This window comes from Patescibacteria group bacterium, from assembly GCA_028710985.1.
GTDB lineage: Bacteria > Patescibacteriota > Patescibacteriia > JAHJFT01 > JAHJFT01 > JAQTTB01.
Genome location: JAQTTB010000001.1, coordinates 419203 through 435107 on the forward strand (window position 1 = coordinate 419203; position 15905 = coordinate 435107).

The 15905-nt window shown below is 50.4% G+C and carries 14 protein-coding genes, 1 tRNA gene and 1 other RNA gene; 4 read left to right on the forward strand and 12 right to left on the reverse strand.

Going from position 1 to position 15905, the window contains the following annotated elements; translation table 11 throughout:
• Positions 1 to 59 precede the first annotated feature (59 nt).
• The gene (locus PHW53_02020; protein ID MDD4995221.1) at positions 60 to 524 is read left to right on the forward strand and encodes a hypothetical protein; all 465 of its coding nucleotides are present in this window, start codon (positions 60 to 62) and stop codon (positions 522 to 524) included.
• Between the two features lie 10 nt (positions 525 to 534).
• On the opposite strand, the gene PHW53_02025 is transcribed toward PHW53_02020, so the two are convergent.
• From PHW53_02025 to rnpB, 4 genes are all read right to left on the reverse strand, one after another.
• Positions 535 to 1632 carry a glycosyltransferase family 1 protein gene (locus tag PHW53_02025; GenBank protein ID MDD4995222.1) on the reverse strand — a complete coding sequence of 366 codons (1098 nt, stop codon included), beginning with the start codon at positions 1630 to 1632 and terminating at the stop codon, positions 535 to 537.
• The gene (locus PHW53_02030; GenBank protein ID MDD4995223.1) at positions 1616 to 2734 is read right to left on the reverse strand and encodes a glycosyltransferase; all 1119 of its coding nucleotides are present in this window, start codon (positions 2732 to 2734) and stop codon (positions 1616 to 1618) included. The genes PHW53_02025 and PHW53_02030 overlap by 17 nt, the downstream gene beginning before the upstream one ends.
• Positions 2735 to 2761: 27 nt before the next feature.
• The gene (locus PHW53_02035) at positions 2762 to 4189 is read right to left on the reverse strand and encodes a sugar transferase (protein MDD4995224.1); all 1428 of its coding nucleotides are present in this window, start codon (positions 4187 to 4189) and stop codon (positions 2762 to 2764) included.
• A 68-nt stretch (positions 4190 to 4257) separates the two neighbouring features.
• An RNA gene (rnpB, locus tag PHW53_02040) (RNase P RNA component class A) lies at positions 4258 to 4631 on the reverse strand.
• Positions 4632 to 4712: 81 nt separating this feature from the next.
• Between rnpB and PHW53_02045 the strand changes: the two genes are divergently transcribed.
• Both PHW53_02045 and PHW53_02050 read left to right on the forward strand, forming a co-directional pair.
• Positions 4713 to 6794, forward strand: coding sequence for a DUF5667 domain-containing protein (locus PHW53_02045; GenBank protein MDD4995225.1), 2082 nt, complete (start codon positions 4713 to 4715; stop codon positions 6792 to 6794).
• Positions 6795 to 8774: an adenylate/guanylate cyclase domain-containing protein gene (locus PHW53_02050; protein ID MDD4995226.1), complete on the forward strand. Its 1980-nt coding sequence runs from the start codon at positions 6795 to 6797 to the stop codon at positions 8772 to 8774. It begins immediately after the preceding gene.
• A gap of 35 nt (positions 8775 to 8809) precedes the next feature.
• Here the strand turns inward: PHW53_02050 and trpS are convergent, their stop codons facing one another.
• The 8 genes from trpS to PHW53_02090 form a co-directional block, all read right to left on the reverse strand.
• Positions 8810 to 9745, reverse strand: coding sequence for a tryptophan--tRNA ligase (gene trpS / locus PHW53_02055; GenBank protein MDD4995227.1), 936 nt, complete (start codon positions 9743 to 9745; stop codon positions 8810 to 8812).
• 46 nt (positions 9746 to 9791) lie between these two features.
• Entirely contained in the window at positions 9792 to 11522 is a 1731-nt protein-coding gene (locus PHW53_02060; protein MDD4995228.1) for a ribonuclease J, read from the reverse strand.
• Positions 11523 to 11572: 50 nt separating this feature from the next.
• On the reverse strand, positions 11573 to 12169 hold the full coding sequence (locus tag PHW53_02065; protein MDD4995229.1) for a hypothetical protein: 597 nt from the start codon (positions 12167 to 12169) through the stop codon (positions 11573 to 11575).
• A 1-nt stretch (position 12170) separates the two neighbouring features.
• On the reverse strand, positions 12171 to 12413 hold the full coding sequence (locus PHW53_02070; GenBank protein ID MDD4995230.1) for a GIY-YIG nuclease family protein: 243 nt from the start codon (positions 12411 to 12413) through the stop codon (positions 12171 to 12173).
• 117 nt (positions 12414 to 12530) lie between these two features.
• Positions 12531 to 12616: transfer RNA gene (locus PHW53_02075), tRNA-Leu, on the reverse strand.
• Between the two features lie 153 nt (positions 12617 to 12769).
• Positions 12770 to 14659, reverse strand: a complete 1890-nt coding sequence (locus PHW53_02080; protein ID MDD4995231.1) for an ABC transporter substrate-binding protein — start codon at positions 14657 to 14659, stop codon at positions 12770 to 12772.
• Positions 14660 to 14669: 10 nt separating this feature from the next.
• Positions 14670 to 14900, reverse strand: coding sequence for a preprotein translocase subunit SecG (secG, locus tag PHW53_02085; protein ID MDD4995232.1), 231 nt, complete (start codon positions 14898 to 14900; stop codon positions 14670 to 14672).
• 51 nt (positions 14901 to 14951) lie between these two features.
• Entirely contained in the window at positions 14952 to 15077 is a 126-nt protein-coding gene (locus PHW53_02090; GenBank protein ID MDD4995233.1) for a hypothetical protein, read from the reverse strand.
• 44 nt (positions 15078 to 15121) lie between these two features.
• Here PHW53_02090 and PHW53_02095 point away from each other — a divergent pair, with 44 nt between their 5' ends.
• On the forward strand, positions 15122 to 15904 hold the full coding sequence (locus PHW53_02095; protein ID MDD4995234.1) for a thioredoxin domain-containing protein: 783 nt from the start codon (positions 15122 to 15124) through the stop codon (positions 15902 to 15904).
• Position 15905: the final 1 nt, after the last annotated feature.

Consider the following 15905-nt stretch of genomic DNA (forward strand, 5'->3'; position numbering starts at 1 on the left):
TCCCTTGACAAACCGTCCTCTCCGTGTTAAGCTTTCATGATTCATGATAGGAGGATGTTATGTCGTCTGATGAGTCATCCACTTCCATTCCCGATGGTTCTTTCATTGAGATTTTGGGCGTAAAATTCAGGCGTTCCGCCAATTTGGCCGGTCGCGCCGATTTCCAGATCAGAGAAGATACCGGCAACCCCGCCTATCGGATGCTTGAACCATGTTTCCGGATGGAAATATTGGTGCGTCCAAACGTTGGTGAACGGGTGCGCCGAGCACTCCAAGAGAACACTTACGTAGACAAGGAGTCGATTCAGCCAAGGTCACCGGATAAGGGCTGGATGCGCTGGAAGGCGATTGTCCGTTTTAAGACCGCCGGCGATCCCCGGACCGAGGACGGTCTGCACATGCGCGAGGAGTCCATCGAGTTCGTCTGGCAGCGTCTTGTTGCCATATTGACCGAGGCAGTTCTGGTCGCGTCGTCGCCACGCCGCGAACGTCCGCTATCCTACATCTGCTCCCGGCAAAACTGATCCGTCTGTCTCATGCAGCGGATCGTTTTTTTATAAGCGCGAGCATTTCCTGCCCGGCTTTGTCCCAGGAATATTTTTTGAGAATCTCTGCGCTGCGGTTCCGGAGATTCTGTCGCAGTGTCTCGTCGGTGAGCGCCGTTTCCATCGCCGCGGCGAGTTCAGCCGGATTGTCCGGATTCGCAAAAACGGCCGCGTCTTCGAGCACCTCGGGAAGAGAACCGGCGTGACTTGCCACCACTGGCGTTCCGGCGGACATTGCTTCAAGCGGCGGAAAACCGAAGCCTTCGTAAAAGCTCGGATAGGCAAAAAGTCCGGCAAGCGCGTAGAGCGCGGCTTTGTCGTTCGGATCCACGTAGTCAATTGTGCGGATTTTATCCGCTCCCCAGCCGCGCGGCCCGGCAACCACGAGCTCGTGAGTCAGGCCGGAATTTTTTTTCATTATTTTAAAAGCCCGGATCAGGGCCGGAAGGTTCTTGCGCGATTCAACCGCGCCGAGATAGAGAATAAATTTTTCCGGCAGGTTGTATTTTTCGCGCACGCGATCAAGCGACGCCCGGTCGTATACCATGCGCGCCACGCCCGGATAGATTACGGAAATTTTTTCCTCCGGTATGCCAAAAATACTGATTAAATCCCGCTTGGTGTTCTCCGAAACCGCGGTAATCGCGTCGGCGGCGTGGCACATTTTTTTGGCATTTACCGCCCAGTGCCAGGCCCGGCTCTTTGGTGAAAAAAACCCCGGATTAATCGAAAAGCTTAAATCATGGACCACGAGTATTTTTTTGATCCCCGCGGAAAGCGCATAAAAATTCAGATTTGGAAAAATGAACGCGTCCAATTTTTCGCCGATCAGGCTGTCAATTCGCGGCGCGCAAAAAGATTTGAAATACAAATTGAGAGTCTTGTTCGGAAAACGAAAATGCTTGTCGTGAATATTGCTGCCGCCCTCGGGCAGGGGGACGGCAGCAAGATTTTTCGCATTGGAGAAAATGTAATAATCGTTTTCCCGATCAATCTTAAAAATGGCGTCCAAGAGATGCCAGGTGTATTCTCCGACGCCGCTTCTCTTCCGTTCCTGGAGTGGCCGCGCATCAATACCGATTTTCATAAAATCTTTTTTGGCCGAATTCGGTCCATTTATTATTCACGTAATCTCGGATTTGCGCCTTAAATCTCTCTTCGTCGAACTGCGCCGCGTATTCTTTAATGGTTTGGGGATTGTATTTTTCCGGCTGGAAGCGGATGATGAGCGCGCCAAGCTCTTCCCAGGACTGTTCATCCATGAATTCCCCGGTTTGTCCGGGCACCACGGTTTCCATGGCGCCGCCGGCCGCGTATGCGATAACCGGCCGGCCTGAGGCCATTGCCTCCACGGCTGTAATGCCAAAATCTTCAATCTGCGGATGAATGTAGGCGATGCATTTTGAATAAAGCCCGGCCCTCTCTTCGTCCGAAACGTGGCCCAAAAATTCAATGTTCGACTTTGCAAGAGCGCGGAGTTTGTTCATCGCTGGTCCGACGCCAAAAATTTTGAGTGGTATGCCGAGTTTATTGAAGGCGCGGATGGCGATGTCAAACCTTTTGTATCCGACCAGCCGACCGCCCGCCAGGAAATAATTTTCCGGACGCGAAATTGAAAAGAGTTTTGTTTCCACGGGTGGATAGATGATATCGCTGGGCCGGCGGTAGTATTTTTGGATGCGGTCACGCACGGTTGCCGAATTTGCCACGAACCGGTCGACGCGGCCGGCGGCCATCATGTCCCACTGACGCAGGCTTTTTAAGACGAACGGAATAATTTTTTTTATAAAACGATTATAGTTCAGATCCTCGATGTACTGATGCATGTCGCTCCAGAGGAAGCGCGTCGGCGTATGACAGTAGCAGACGTGGAGGGTGCGCGGATTGGTAATCGCGCCTTTGGAAAATGCGGACGAACTTGAGAGTACGATGTCGTAATCCTCTAGATTATGCTGTTCGGTGGCGAGGGGCATGAGCGGAAGATACCACTGATATTTTTTTATGCCCGCCGGCATGTTTTGCAAAAAAGAAGTGCGGATATCTTTATTCAAAAACACCGGGTTTGATTTTTCCCGGTCGTGCAGCAGCACGTATGTGGGGGATTCTGGCCAGACTTGCTGGAATGATTTTAATACTTTCTCCGCCCCCCCGTCTTGGATCAAGTAGTCATGAACTAATGCAATCTTCATGTTTGAAATTTGGTATCTGGATTTTATTTAGTAGACGCCTTTTCTTTGTATTACCACAAAAGGAGTCTTTAGTAAAATCCAGATATCGAGCCAGAGAGACCAGTGCTCGATGTAATATATGTCCAGTCGCGCTTCTTCTTCAAATTCAAGGTCAGAACGGCCGGAAATCTGGGCAAGGCCGGTGACGCCCGGACGGATGAAGTGAATCTGCTTCTGTTCGGCCGCGTAATTTTCTACCTCGCGGGGCTGGTGCGGCCGTGGTCCGACAAGCGACATACTGCCCGCCAGAACGTTGAAAAATTGCGGCAGCTCGTCAATGCTGAAGCGCCGGATAAAACGGCCGACACGCGTGACGCGCGGGTCGTCGGCGATTTTGTAGACCGGACCCTCCTTAATACTGCGTTCTTTAATTAGTCTTTGTTCCAATTCCAAGGCTTTATTCTGGTTTTTGAACTGTGCGCCGATGCAGTATTCTTTATACATGGACCGGAATTTATATGTGAAAAATTTTTTTCCGAATACACCGACCCGTTCGTTTTTAAAAATTATCGGCCCCCTTGATTCTAAGCGAATAATAATGGCAGTTAGAGTAAGGAGCGGTGAAGTTATGACAATGAGAAAGAGAGACCCGGTGATGTCAAACGCGCGTTTCAGTATCCGGCCCCAGCCCCGGAGCGGCGTGCGCGCCATTTCAATAATCGGAATGCCGGCCAGGGTTTCAAACGTGATGTTTGTCGCTTGCGTGGCAAAAAGATCGGCCGTATATTTAAAAATAATGTGGTGCTCGTCGGCAAAGCTCAGGATTTTAAGTGCGAGTCCTTTTGCGGCCCTGGGGTCAGAAAGAAGAATTTCGTCAATGCGTTCGCGGCCGTGGATTTTAAGTATTTCCCTTTCAATCGTCGTGTCAAAACTGTTAAAATTCGCGACCACCGCAAAACCCAGGCCCGGATTGGCGCGCAAGAGATGGATGATATTATCCGTGATTTTATCCGAACCGATGACGATCACGCGGTTAAGCCCGACTCCGGCGCGGTAGAGTGTATGCTGGATTACCCGGACGATGAGGCGGGCAAGCGCCACGAACAGGATGCTAAAAATCCACGCGGCGATAACCAAAAAACGCGAAGAAAAAAGTTCGCGCTGGAAAAATATAAGCACAATCACCGCGAGTATTCCGGTTGAGCAGGCGAGGAGTATTCTGACGAATTCGTTTGAGACCTTGCGGCGTTTTATTTGATACAGGCCGGCGGCGGCGAAAATCAAAAGCCAGGCCGTGGCAATGATCATGCTCGCTCCGAAATAATCGCGGAACGGCAGTTCATAAATCACCGGCCGGAGTTCGGTCACGGCCGCGGATTGAAAGCGCAGAAAATAGGCGGTTGCCGCCGCGAGGGCGAGCATCAAAAAATCAAGCGGCAAAAGCAGGGCGGAGAAGAATAGCTGGAATTTTTTCATACTGATATTTTATCATAATAACCGCTCGTCTTCAATAAAAAGACGCCCATATCTATGGGCGTCTTTTATGTCCCGGCGAGCCTGTAAGCCGAATTTAGTTTTTCAGATGACCATCTCTCTGGGCCAGATATTGCTATCGGGCTCTTGCGCGCTACCAAATTTGCGCTTGCACCAGGCAGGGTTTGCACAGATCCCGGTTCACACCGGGAAACGCGTGAGCTCTTACCTCACGATTTCACCCTTACCCCGACCGAAGCGTCGGGGCGGTATACTTTCTGTTGTACTTTCCCTGGAATTCGCCGAAGTAACAAAAGTCTCGAGAACTTCTAGCTGCCTCAACTCTTCCGGTTGGCGTTACCAACTGCCCTTGGCCCTGCTTGCGCAGGGGGTGTTCGGACTTTCCTCTCCGACGGAATGTCGGAGCGGTCATCCAGCTTGCTGGGACAGGGGGAGTATACCATGTTTTAGGCGCCAAGTCAAGGCTCTGTCCATTGGGTATTTTTTATGCTAAAATAGCCTTATTATGAAAAAACTTATAATTATCGCAATTATTCTTTTTATCGCGGCCGCGGCTTTTGCGGTCTGGGGAGTTCGGGCGGTCACCGCCACGCCGGAAATGGGAACTCCGGAAGTGATTCTGGAAATCGATCAGGGCGGGGTTGAAATCTGGCCGGCGTCCGGCGGCACCTGGCGGCGCGCCAAAGACGGCGAAAAGCTCTCGGCCGGGGACCGCGTCCGCACGCTTGATAAATCCGCGGCGAGTATTATTTTTTACGACTCGTCAATCATGCGCCTTGACGCCAATACCGAGATCACCATAAGCGCGTTGGATGTAAATCAGGAAAACTTTCTTGAACAAAACATTGGAATTGAAGTCGTTGCCGGACGCGTGTGGTCAAGAATTCTGAATCTCCTGGATCTTGATTCAAAATACGAAGTCAAAACATCGTCCGTCGTTGCCACGGTGCGCGGTACCGCCTTTGCGGTCGCGGTTGACGAGGACGGTGAAACCCAGATTGATGTAACCGAAAGCCTGGTTGATGTCACGATGTACGGTATCTCGAGCACGACCCGCGAAATCATCAAGGACAAGCCGCGCCGTCTCAAGCTTGAGGCTGGCAGCTTGATTAAGTTTGACAAAGCGGCGGACGTATTCCAGACTGAGCCCTCAATGATCCCGGACGAACTCATGAAGAGCGACTGGTTTCTTAAGAATCTTACCGACGACAACGATTTTGCCGAACGCGTCTGGGGATTGCGGCGCGATAAACTCCGAAAATATATCAAGGCGCTTCCGGATTCTCCGGTCTTTGTTTTGCAGCGCCTTGCCGAGCGGACCGGTCTGGCGCTTACAAACAATCCGGACAAGCGTGCCGCCCTGGAAAAACTCTTCATGTCGCGCCGTCTCGCCGAAGTCGCCGAACTCGCGCATCAGGATAAGGTCGGACTCGCAAGTCAGGAATTGATCAATTTTGAAAACCTAATTAAAAATGATGGCGAGCGGAACCGCGCCAAGCTTGGCATGATCCTTCCCAACCTTCTGTATTTCAATCAGGGATTCTGGGCCGATGTTTTGCCCGTGGACCGCTCATACCGGTTGAAGCAAAAAATGGAAGAACTCGGCTTGTCGCGTGACATCATTCCCGAAAAGGTACTTTATTGGAAGCTCATCACCATTGAAGGCCGCCTTTCCGAAGCGCAGAGATTGATGCAGTTTAATGAAAAGGAAACAATTTCCAATGTTCTGGAAGTGGCAAAATTGGGTCTGGAAAACCTTGAGACCGAAGTCGGCGCCATACCCGATTCCGAGAGAAAGCAGATTCTGACCGATAAAATTGAATATGACCTCAAAAAATTTGGCATCCTCCAGGAAGAAGTCAAGCTTTTGGAGTCCGTGGCTCCGGATCTTGAAAGCAACCTTCAACTAGAGCTCCGGGAGGATAATCTCGCAAGCGACGAACTCACGCCGGTGGCTGAACCGGAAACCACTATTCCGCCGGTCGTGGTCCAACCCCCAGCAACCGAGGAACCGGCCTCCACCAAAGTATTGAGTTCGCTCACCGTTTCCGCTCTGCCGAATCCGATTTATACCGAGGGAGCCACCGATCTTCTCGCTAGCGCGAGTTATGTCGATGGTACGAGCGAGGATGTCGCTGCGGTTGCCACCTGGACAATGTATGGCGCGATCGGCACAATTACAAACGGTACATTCATCGCTGGGAGTACGGCCGGTTCGGCGCGCCTTGAAGCGAGCTTCACCTCCGGCGGGGTCACGAAAACCGCGAGCTTCACCATGACCGTCAAAACTCCGCCGCCCGCCGAGGTCACGCTCTCGCGCATTGAACTTACCGCGAGTAGCTACTCCATATATAATTACGAAACCGCGAATTTGTATGTCAGGGCCTATTATTCCGACGGCTCGGATAAAGATGTTACCGGCCTTGTGAGCTGCGTCAACTCAAATCCGAGCGTCGGCTACATTTCCGGAAGCGTTTTTCACGCCAATCCGAGTTCCGGAAGCGCGGTTATCACTGCGTCGTACACCGAGGCCGGCGTTACGAAGAGCGACGCCAAAACAATTGAAGTTTCCTATAATTTAAGATAAATGTTTAACGTCGGAATGGACAAAAAATCCCGGCTCGCATTTACGAGCCTCGGTATAGCGGGGTTAGCGGCTTTGCTGCTCTCCCTGCTTTTTTGGACTGGCGCCCTGGGGAGTCTAGAGTCACGGTTTGAAGATAAACTTTTTCTTGAAGGAGAAATCCGTTCGGATATTTTAATTGTCGCGATTGATGACCAGAGTCTGCAGGCAATCGGACGCTGGCCCTGGGACCGCTCGGTTGTTGCTGGGTTGGTGGAGCGGATCGCCACCGGCCGGCCGCGCGTTCTGGGTATTGATATCAATTTTTCCGAGCCCACGAATCAAGATCAGGTATTAGCGGCGGCTCTGGTGCAGGATTTCCCCGTCGTATTGCCGGTCGAGGGGGTGCTTGAAATACCCGAAGCCGGCGCGCGCCAGGCCATCACCGTCACGAAGCTGTTGGCGCCGGTAAGTGAAATTGCATCGTCCGCCGAGCTCGGCCTCACTAACACGCCGCCGGATTCCGACGGCATCGTCCGCCGCCTGCCGGTTAAGGTCGTTGATGCGGACGGTAATTTTATAAAATCATTCGGCGCCCGGATCGCCGAACTCGCGAGCGCCGAGCGCGGCGTTGTGAGGATTGACGAACATAACCAGGCAATTGTTAATTTTTCCGGCGGACCAGGTTTGTTCGCGTCAGTTTCGGCTGGAGAAGTTTTGAAAAAAGAGTTTGATTCAAAAATTTTTGAAAATAAAATTGTTCTTATCGGCGCGACGGCGCCGGATTTGCATGATACGTGGCTCACTCCGACCGCCAAATCCGAGCCCATGCCCGGAATCGAAGTACACGCGAGTTTTATCCAGACAATTATTGATAAGAATTTTCTGGCGGCCGCATCGCCGTTTCTCACAGTCGTAATAATTTTCGCGCTCGCTCTGCTTCTCGCGCTTTCGTCAATTTTCGCGAGATTGCGCTGGCACATCTTGCTTACGCTGGCGGGCGGAATTTTTTATATCGTCGCCGCGGTGATTTGTTTCGATCTCGGCACGATTCTCAACATAATTTATCCGTTCGCCGCGCTCATCGCCGTCTTTACCACGCTCTCAATTTACCGCTACCTTCATGAAGAGCGCGAAAAACGGGAAGTGCGCCGCGCGTTCGGCTATTATCTTTCGCCGCATGTCATTGAAGAGGTTTTAAAAGACCCGAAAAAACTTTCCCTGGGCGGTGAAAAAAAAGAGCTCACCGTGCTTTTTTCCGACATTCGCGGCTTTACCGCGCTGTCCGAGGGCTTGAGCCCGGAAGAACTGACGCGCCTCATGAATAAATACTTGTCCGAGATGACCCGGCTCGTCCTCTCTAGCGACGGCGTGCTTGATAAATATATCGGCGACGCGCTCATGGCTTTTTGGGGAGCGCCGCTTCCCGAACCGCGCCACGCGGAACGCGCCTGCCGCACCGCTCTTCTTATGATAAAAAAACTTGACGATCTGAACCGTTCCGCCGCCTGGCCCGGCGGCCGCGAAATCGCGATCGGCATCGGCATCAACACCGGCGGCATGGTCGTTGGCAACATGGGTTCAGCCGAGCGGTTCGATTACACCGTGCTTGGCGACGCGGTCAACCTCGGCTCGCGCTCCGAGGGCCTGAATAAAGAGTACGGCACGCGCATTATCATCACCGAATTTACCAAAGCCGCATTATCCGAAGGATTTTTCACGCGCGAGATTGATCGGGTGGCGGTTAAGGGAAAAAAAGAAGGCGTAAAAATTTTTGAGCTTGTCGGTTTTACCGGCGATCTCCCGGCCGCGCAAAAACAATCGGCCGCGGAATATGAAAAAGCCCTCGGCCTGTATCGGAATAAAAAATGGGATGAGGCGATCGGCCTGCTCGGCGCGCTCGATGACCCGGCTTCAAAAAATCTTGCCGCGCGCTGCGGACAATTTAAAAAATTCCCGCCCCCCGATGATTGGGACGGGACGTGGATAATGGAAACGAAATAAAGTAGGGGTCGCATATATGCGACCCCTACTTTATTTTAAATTTTCGCCAATCCGATCTTTTTTCGCACGTCGGCAATTGTTTTTTGCGCAACCGGCCGGACGAGCGCCGCGTTCGTCCGCAATGTTTCAATGATTTCCGAATCCGGAATCATTTTTCGTTTGGCCCGGGCCGTGGCGAAATATCGGAGAAACAGGTCCGCGAGTTTTTCTTTGCTCTTGGCGTTGTTTTTTTCGTCGAATTTTTCTTTCGCGCCGGATAATATTTCGGTCATGAGTTTGAGATTCGCGATTCCTTCCGGTGTGGTTACGGCTTTGGCAATTTTTGCGCGGATGTTCGCCTCGTCTTCAAAAATATACAAACAATGTTTGTCGCCCAGGCTTTTGCTCATTTTTTTCGCCGGATCCTGCAGGCTCTTGAGGCGCGGAATCTTCGTAAGATAGGCTTCGGTTTCCGGAAAAGTCTTGCCGAAAAGTTTGTCAAATTTTTTCGCGATGACGCGCGTGAGTTCCACGTGCTGGATCTGGTCTTCGCCGACCGGCACAAGCTCGCCGCCGTAAATCAGGATATCCGCGGCCTGGAGAACCGGATAGGTAAAAAGTCCGGCATTAATATTTTCTTTGTGCTGGCTCGCCTTATCCTTGAACTGGGTCATGCGCTCAAGCTCGGCAATCGGCGTGATGGAATTGAAAATCCAGGCAAGCTCGGTCACTTCGGGAATCTGCGACTGCGCGAAAAGTTTTGATTTGGTGATGCCGAGCGCCACGAGATCCTTGGCCGTTTCAAGCGTCTGGCGTTCTTTTTCCGCCTGATCGTAGGGGATGGTGATGGAATGGTAGTCGGCGATAAAAAAGAAACAGTCAAATTTTTCCTGAAGCTCAAGCCAGTTTTTAATCGCGCCTAGGTAATTCCCGAGATGCAGCGCGCCGGTCGGCTGAATGCCGGAAACGATTATTTTTTTATGATTAGTCATAAACTTTTAACTTTAGACCTGCCTGCCGGCAGGCAGGCTTTTGACTTTAGACTTCGATAATCACCGGCAAAATCATGGGTCGGCGTTCAGTCTTTTTGAAGAGGTACTGTCCGACTTCATTGCGGATTTTATTTTTGATGTAATCATTGTCCGCCGCGCTCTTGGGATCGCGGTCCTGAACAAGTTTTTTCACCATGTGCCGCGTCTGTTCAATCAATTGTTTATTTTCTTTCATGTAAACAAATCCGCGGGAGATGATATCCGGATTGCCCAGAAGTTTTCCGGTCTTGGCGTCAACCGTCGCGATAATCACGACCATTCCGTCTTCGGCCAGGACCTGGCGGTCGCGGAGCACCACCTGCGAAATGTCGCCCACGCCGAGCCCGTCAACGAACACATAGTCGGTCGGCACGCGGGTTTGCGTGAGGTATCCGTTGTCGCGCGTAAATTCCATAACCTGGCCGTTGTCGGCAATCAAAATATTTTTCGGGTTCATTCCCACGGACATCGCGACCTTGGCGTTGAGCCGCAGGAGATAATGGTTGCCTTCAATCGGAATAAAATATTTTGGATTCACCAGCCGGACCATGAGCTTCACGTCGTCGGCCTTGGCGTGGCCGCCGGCGTGCACGTCCATCATCTGGTAATGGATGATTTCCGCGCCCTTGCGCGCCAGCGTATCCTTAAGGCGCTGGATGGTGCGTTCATTTCCGGGAATCACTGACGACGAAAATACAATCGTGTCGCCCGGCCGGATGCGGACAAAACGATGCTCGTTATTGGCGATGCGCATCAGGCTCGCGCGCTCTTCGCCCTGGGCGCCGGTGCAGAGAATAATGATTTTTTCCGGGGGATAGTGGTCAACCTGGCTTACGTCAATGATCGTCCTGGGATTAAATTTTATGTATCCCATTTGCTTGGCGATTTCCACGTTGGTTTTCATGCCGTAGCCGTCAATCGCGACTTTTTTGTCAAGGCGCTCGGCGCATTCAATCACCTGTTTGATTCTCGCGAGGAGCGAAGCAAAAGTGCCGATAATCAGCCGGCCCGGAGCCTGCTGGATGATCTGCTCCAGATTGTGGCCGATTTCCATTTCCGATATCTGCGAGCCGAGCTGGGACGCGTTAGTTGAGTCCGAAAGCAAAGCCAAGACGCCGCGCTGGCCGACGAGGGCGATGTGGCCAAGGTCAATCGGCTGGTTGTCAACCGGCGTAAAGTCAAATTTCCAGTCGCCGGTATGCACAATCGTGCCGACCGGAGTCGTGATCACTACGCCCATTGAATCCGGGATGTTGTGGTTCACGTGGAAAAATTCAACGCGGAATTTTCCGAGCGTCAGGGTATCCTGCAGAGTTACATTATGCAGATTGAGTTTGGCGTTCTGGAAATCCTCCTGCCTCTTCTTGATGATGGCGTTCGTAATCGGCATGGCGTAAATCGGGGGATTGCCGAGGCGCGGAATCAGGTGGGGAATGCCGCCGATGTGGTCATAGTGGCCATGCGTGATAATTACGCCGCGGATATTTCGTTCCTTGCCGCGAAGGTATGTGATATTCGGAATAATATAATCAATGCCCGGCATGTCTTCTTCCGGAAACTGCAAGCCGAGATCAATCATAATAATGTCATTGCCGTATTCAATCAGCGTGCAATTGCGGCCGACCTCTTCAAGCCCGCCGAGGGAGATAATTTTAAGCCGGCCGCCGCCGTCGCGTTTGGGCGGCAGGGGCTTTCTCGGCCGGAACCGTTTAAAGTGTTTTGTTTTTCTTACCTCCATATGGTTAGTTTGTAGTTAGTAGTGAGTAGTTAGTAGTTAATTTTTATTTTTTAGATTTGAGATTTTATATTTGAGATATTTTGGGTGCCGCGTTCCAGTTTTTTTCGCAAAAGCTCGGCCTCTTCTTCCGAAAATTCTGTCACTGCGATAATTGGATTATTTTTAAATTCAATCGGCTTGCCCTCGGCTACGGCCTGGGCGATCGCTGACGCACGGTGTGTTCCTTCAAAAAGAACGAATTTTCCGCTTTCTTTAAAATAAATTCCAATAAATTCATTTTGCTCGGGAAAATTATTTTTTATCTGTTGAATTTTTCCATTGGCATTGACCCAGTCCGGGCACATTCTGATGAGATCTTCAAAAGTATGCTTGTTTTTTTCTTGGAAATTTTTCTGCCAATTCTGCCACGGGCCGATTAAAAATTTCGGCATTACTTCGTTGGGATTTAAAATCTCATAAAGTTTCCAATTGCGCCCCTCCGCTCCGATAAAGTCCGCCGAAGCCTTGCGCCAGCTCTGCCAGTCAGGATAGCCTTTGACTTCGGTCGCGACTTTTTGCCACTCTTCGCGGCTGCCCTCGCGTTCATGCCAATGCTGAAATACCTCATCCCAACCGATATCACGAATAAATTTGAAATTTTCCATCATATTATTTTAATCTTTTATTTCTAAAAGCTATCCCGGATGCTGTTTTTAAATACTTTTCAAAATCCAAGGCTTTCTTTTTGTTATCAAATGCGCAGTAGAAAATTATTTTCCATGGTCCATACTTATTTGTATGGACTGATTTTCCATTATTGTGGTCATCCAATCTTTTATGAACATTTTCGGAAAAACCAGTGTAATACCGATTAGAAAATTTTAGACTCTGGATGATATAAACGTAGTACATTTATTGTTTTATGGCCGTGCCATTCGTAGCTCGCGCCGTTGATTATTCAACCAAGTTTTTTATTAGTCCTCCTTCGCTAAAGCTACGGAGGACATTCTTCGCTTAGCGAGCGAAGAATGGTGGGCAAGAGAGGAGTTGAACCTCCACGGGCTTGCGCCCACTGGCTCCTGAAGCCAGCGCGTCTACCATTCCGCCACTTGCCCAGACGGGAATCAGGAATTATGAATCATGAATTATGAATCGCTGCTTAAAAAGATCCTTATTCCTGATTCTTGATTCCTGATTCTCAATCAACTTGGACATCGCTAATTATAATTTACCATCCAACTATTCGGAATGGATAAAATAGGCCCTTCCTAGTTCCACGCGCGTTTTGTTTTAATGTACCAGTCGCGGATGCCGGAGAATCGGTCCGCCGGGCTGGCCATTCTCTGGATATTGATGCCCCTGACCTTGTCTGTCACCGGATAATTGTAATTTGGACTGTAGAGAAAAATTGCCGGCAGCGTTTCGGCCAAAATATTCTGGAATTTAATATATTTTTCCTTGCGCGCTTCCACGTCCGTGGTACCCCGTGCTTCTTCTAACAGTTTATCGGCGTCGCGATTTGCGAAAAGCGCGAGATTAAGCCCGGCGCTGATCTGCGATGAATGCCAAAAAGCGTAAGGATCCGGATCGAGACCGAGAATTTCGCCAAAAAGAAGAATCTCGTAATCCTGATTTTTGATTATATCGCGTTCAAGATCCGTGCGGTCGCGTGCGTCAATTTCAACTTTGATGCCGATGCGTTCCCACTGGCCGCGAATTGCTTCAGCCACGGCCGTGTTTTCGGCGGTGTCGATTGTCGTGATTGTGAGCGTAAGATCCTGCCGTACTTCAATCTCTTCGCCGCTTTCGTTATTTTGTTTTGTCATGACCGCGCGGTAGGTATCGCCCTCGGACAGGAATTTCCAGCCGGTTTTGTCCAGGAGTTTATTGGCTTCGTCGATATTCAATGAATATTTTTTTATATCCGGGTTATATCCGAGATAACCTTCAATAATCGGCGCGTCAATTACCTTAGCATCGCTCTTGAGCACCTCGGAAACGATTTTTCCTTTGTCGGTCGCGAGAGCGAGCGCCTGGCGGAAATTAATGTCTTTCAGTTCGGTGCGTTTTTTTTGATTGAAGAACAGAGCGGTATATTGCGGCACCGAAGGATGATAGTAGGCGAGATCGCCGCGTCCGCGGATTTTATCCCTTGAATCACTCGGAAGGTAGCTCAAGCCCTGGATGTTTTTGTTGTTCAGCGCGTTCACGCCCTCCTCGAAAGTCGGATAAAGTTTAAAAATAATTTTATCTATATACGGAAGCTTGCCATAATAATTATCGTTCCGTTCCAGATTAAATGAATGAATCAGACCCTTTTTATCCTTGGTAAATGATTTGAATTTATACGGACCCGAGCCAATCGGTTTTTTATTGTATTCGGCGAGCTGAAAACTCGAGGTCGGTACGTCCTCCCAGAGATGGCGCGGCAAAATTCCAACGGCGAGAGTAACGAGGAACGGAGCGAACGGCTCATCCAGCATGAATTTGACGGTGAGATCATCAACTTTTTCCACGCTGACGCGGCGGAAGCTCACACTGAGCGGACTTGCGAGGTAGGGATTTTTAATACTCTCGAATGTAAAGATAACATCGTCGGCCGTAACCTGCGCGCCATCGTGCCAGCGCGCGTCTCCGCGGAGGCGGAACGTGTAGGTTTTGCCGTCCTCGCTGGTTTCATACGATTCGGCAAGCTCGGGTTCAATGCCGCCGTCCGGCGTAATGCGCACCAGCCCTGAGTAAACCAGGCGGGTAATGTCCAAATCAACGTCATTTGAAGGCGCGTAAATCGGATTGATAAACTGCGGCGATCCAACCAGGCCTTCAATATATTCACCGCCGGTCTTTGGCACGTAAGCGATGTGGGCGCAGTAAAATGCTACGGCAACAGTGATGATTGCCCCTGTCGCAATGAGCGCGGCGATCGCGACGGCAATTTTTTCTCCGCGCGTCATGACCATTCCGGCGTAGCGGAGCTGACGAAAAGTCGGCACGCGCCGTTTACGCAAATTTAAAACAAGTTTCCGGTCAAGTTCAGCCGTACCCGCGCCCGGAAGAGAAATATTTTTTCTCATTTTAAATTTTTTGATGAGGCGGCCGAAAAACCTAAACGGAGCGCGAATCGCGCCCCCGAGCCGTCCCACAAGAGATTTTGGCACAATCCTATTCCTATTTAAGTATGGTGGGGAGAATAATATTCAGCAATCCCACGAGAAAGAAAAGCACGCCAAAGACGATGCTTATTGTGAATAGAGTTTTTTCAATGCCGCGCTTGGTGCGATAGACGTTGCTGTCGCCGCCAAATGCGCTGCCCAGGCCCGTACCGCGAGCCTGAAGTAGAATAGTTGTTACGAGGATAATCGAGATAACAATCTCTACGATTCCGATGATTTTTTCCATAAATATAGCTAAATATTGATACAGAGATTATAGCAAAAAATGCTCGGTAAGTCAAGGCTTGGCCTTGCCCCGGATTATTTTTGCGAGGGCTCGTACACTCGCGCCGCTTACCTTCATCTTTTTTTTCTTGCGCGCCTCGCGCCGTTCGGCCCGGGTTTGCAATTCTGCTTTGTTCATACCTATATAAAATGTTATAATAATAACGAAGTTTTGTATAGCTTATGGCAATCGATCCGCTTAAACCGTATGGGCTCGAAGAGCCCGAGCGTCCGTTTGTTCGGCCGTGGTACACCCACTGGTGGGGAGTCTTTTTGATTATCATCTTTACAGTCATTATCGCCGGCGGCAGCCTTTTCGGCTGGCGCGTCTGGTCATATTACAACAAATTAAAAACCGGGGAGCTTGCCTCTGCGGTTTTTCAGTTTCCCGACAGCTTCACTGCGTATACAACCGATGAGGGTCAGCAGGTCGTTATTCCGTTTTTTGACGTCATTACCCAGGATGATCCGCAAACCGGTCCGATCGACGCGGCTATCACCATTGTTGAATTCGCGGATTTTAAATGTCAGTTCTGTGCCGAGTCGGCGCTCGCGGTGCGCGGCATTGCCGTTAAGTATCCAAATGATATCAGATATATTTTTCGAGATTTTCCGGTTGAGGAACTTCATGCTGGCGCGACCGCGATTCATATCGCCGGCGAGTGCGCCAAGGATCAGGGGAAATTCTGGGCGTTTCATGACAAAATTTTTCAGAATCAGGATGTCGTGACCACGGACAATATTAAGGCCTATGCCGCCCAGGTTGGCGTGGATATTGCCGAATTCGACCGCTGTTTGGCGTCAAAGAAGTATGATGGTGAAGTGGCGCGCGACATTGAAGATGCCCGTTCGGCTGGGGTTTACGGCACGCCGACATTTTTTATAAACGGCCGAAAGATTGAAGGCTCTATCCCGGCTGATCTTTTGGACCAACTTGTCCAGGGCGTGCTCGCGGCGCAGAAATAAT

Coding starts and splice junctions, on each gene's coding strand:
- PHW53_02065 (MDD4995229.1), bottom strand. CDS start 12,169: ATGATGGAAAATTTCAAATTTATTCGTGATATCGGTTGGGATGAGGTA.
- PHW53_02090 (MDD4995233.1), bottom strand. CDS start 15,077: ATGAACAAAGCAGAATTGCAAACCCGGGCCGAACGGCGCGAGGCGCGC.
- PHW53_02095 (MDD4995234.1), top strand. CDS start 15,122: ATGGCAATCGATCCGCTTAAACCGTATGGGCTCGAAGAGCCCGAGCGT.
- PHW53_02050 (MDD4995226.1), top strand. CDS start 6,795: ATGTTTAACGTCGGAATGGACAAAAAATCCCGGCTCGCATTTACGAGC.
- PHW53_02035 (MDD4995224.1), bottom strand. CDS start 4,189: ATGAAAAAATTCCAGCTATTCTTCTCCGCCCTGCTTTTGCCGCTTGAT.
- PHW53_02030 (MDD4995223.1), bottom strand. CDS start 2,734: ATGAAGATTGCATTAGTTCATGACTACTTGATCCAAGACGGGGGGGCG.
- PHW53_02070 (MDD4995230.1), bottom strand. CDS start 12,413: ATGTACTACGTTTATATCATCCAGAGTCTAAAATTTTCTAATCGGTAT.
- trpS (MDD4995227.1), bottom strand. CDS start 9,745: ATGACTAATCATAAAAAAATAATCGTTTCCGGCATTCAGCCGACCGGC.
- PHW53_02045 (MDD4995225.1), top strand. CDS start 4,713: ATGAAAAAACTTATAATTATCGCAATTATTCTTTTTATCGCGGCCGCG.
- PHW53_02060 (MDD4995228.1), bottom strand. CDS start 11,522: ATGGAGGTAAGAAAAACAAAACACTTTAAACGGTTCCGGCCGAGAAAG.
- PHW53_02020 (MDD4995221.1), top strand. CDS start 60: ATGTCGTCTGATGAGTCATCCACTTCCATTCCCGATGGTTCTTTCATT.
- secG (MDD4995232.1), bottom strand. CDS start 14,900: ATGGAAAAAATCATCGGAATCGTAGAGATTGTTATCTCGATTATCCTC.
- PHW53_02025 (MDD4995222.1), bottom strand. CDS start 1,632: ATGAAAATCGGTATTGATGCGCGGCCACTCCAGGAACGGAAGAGAAGC.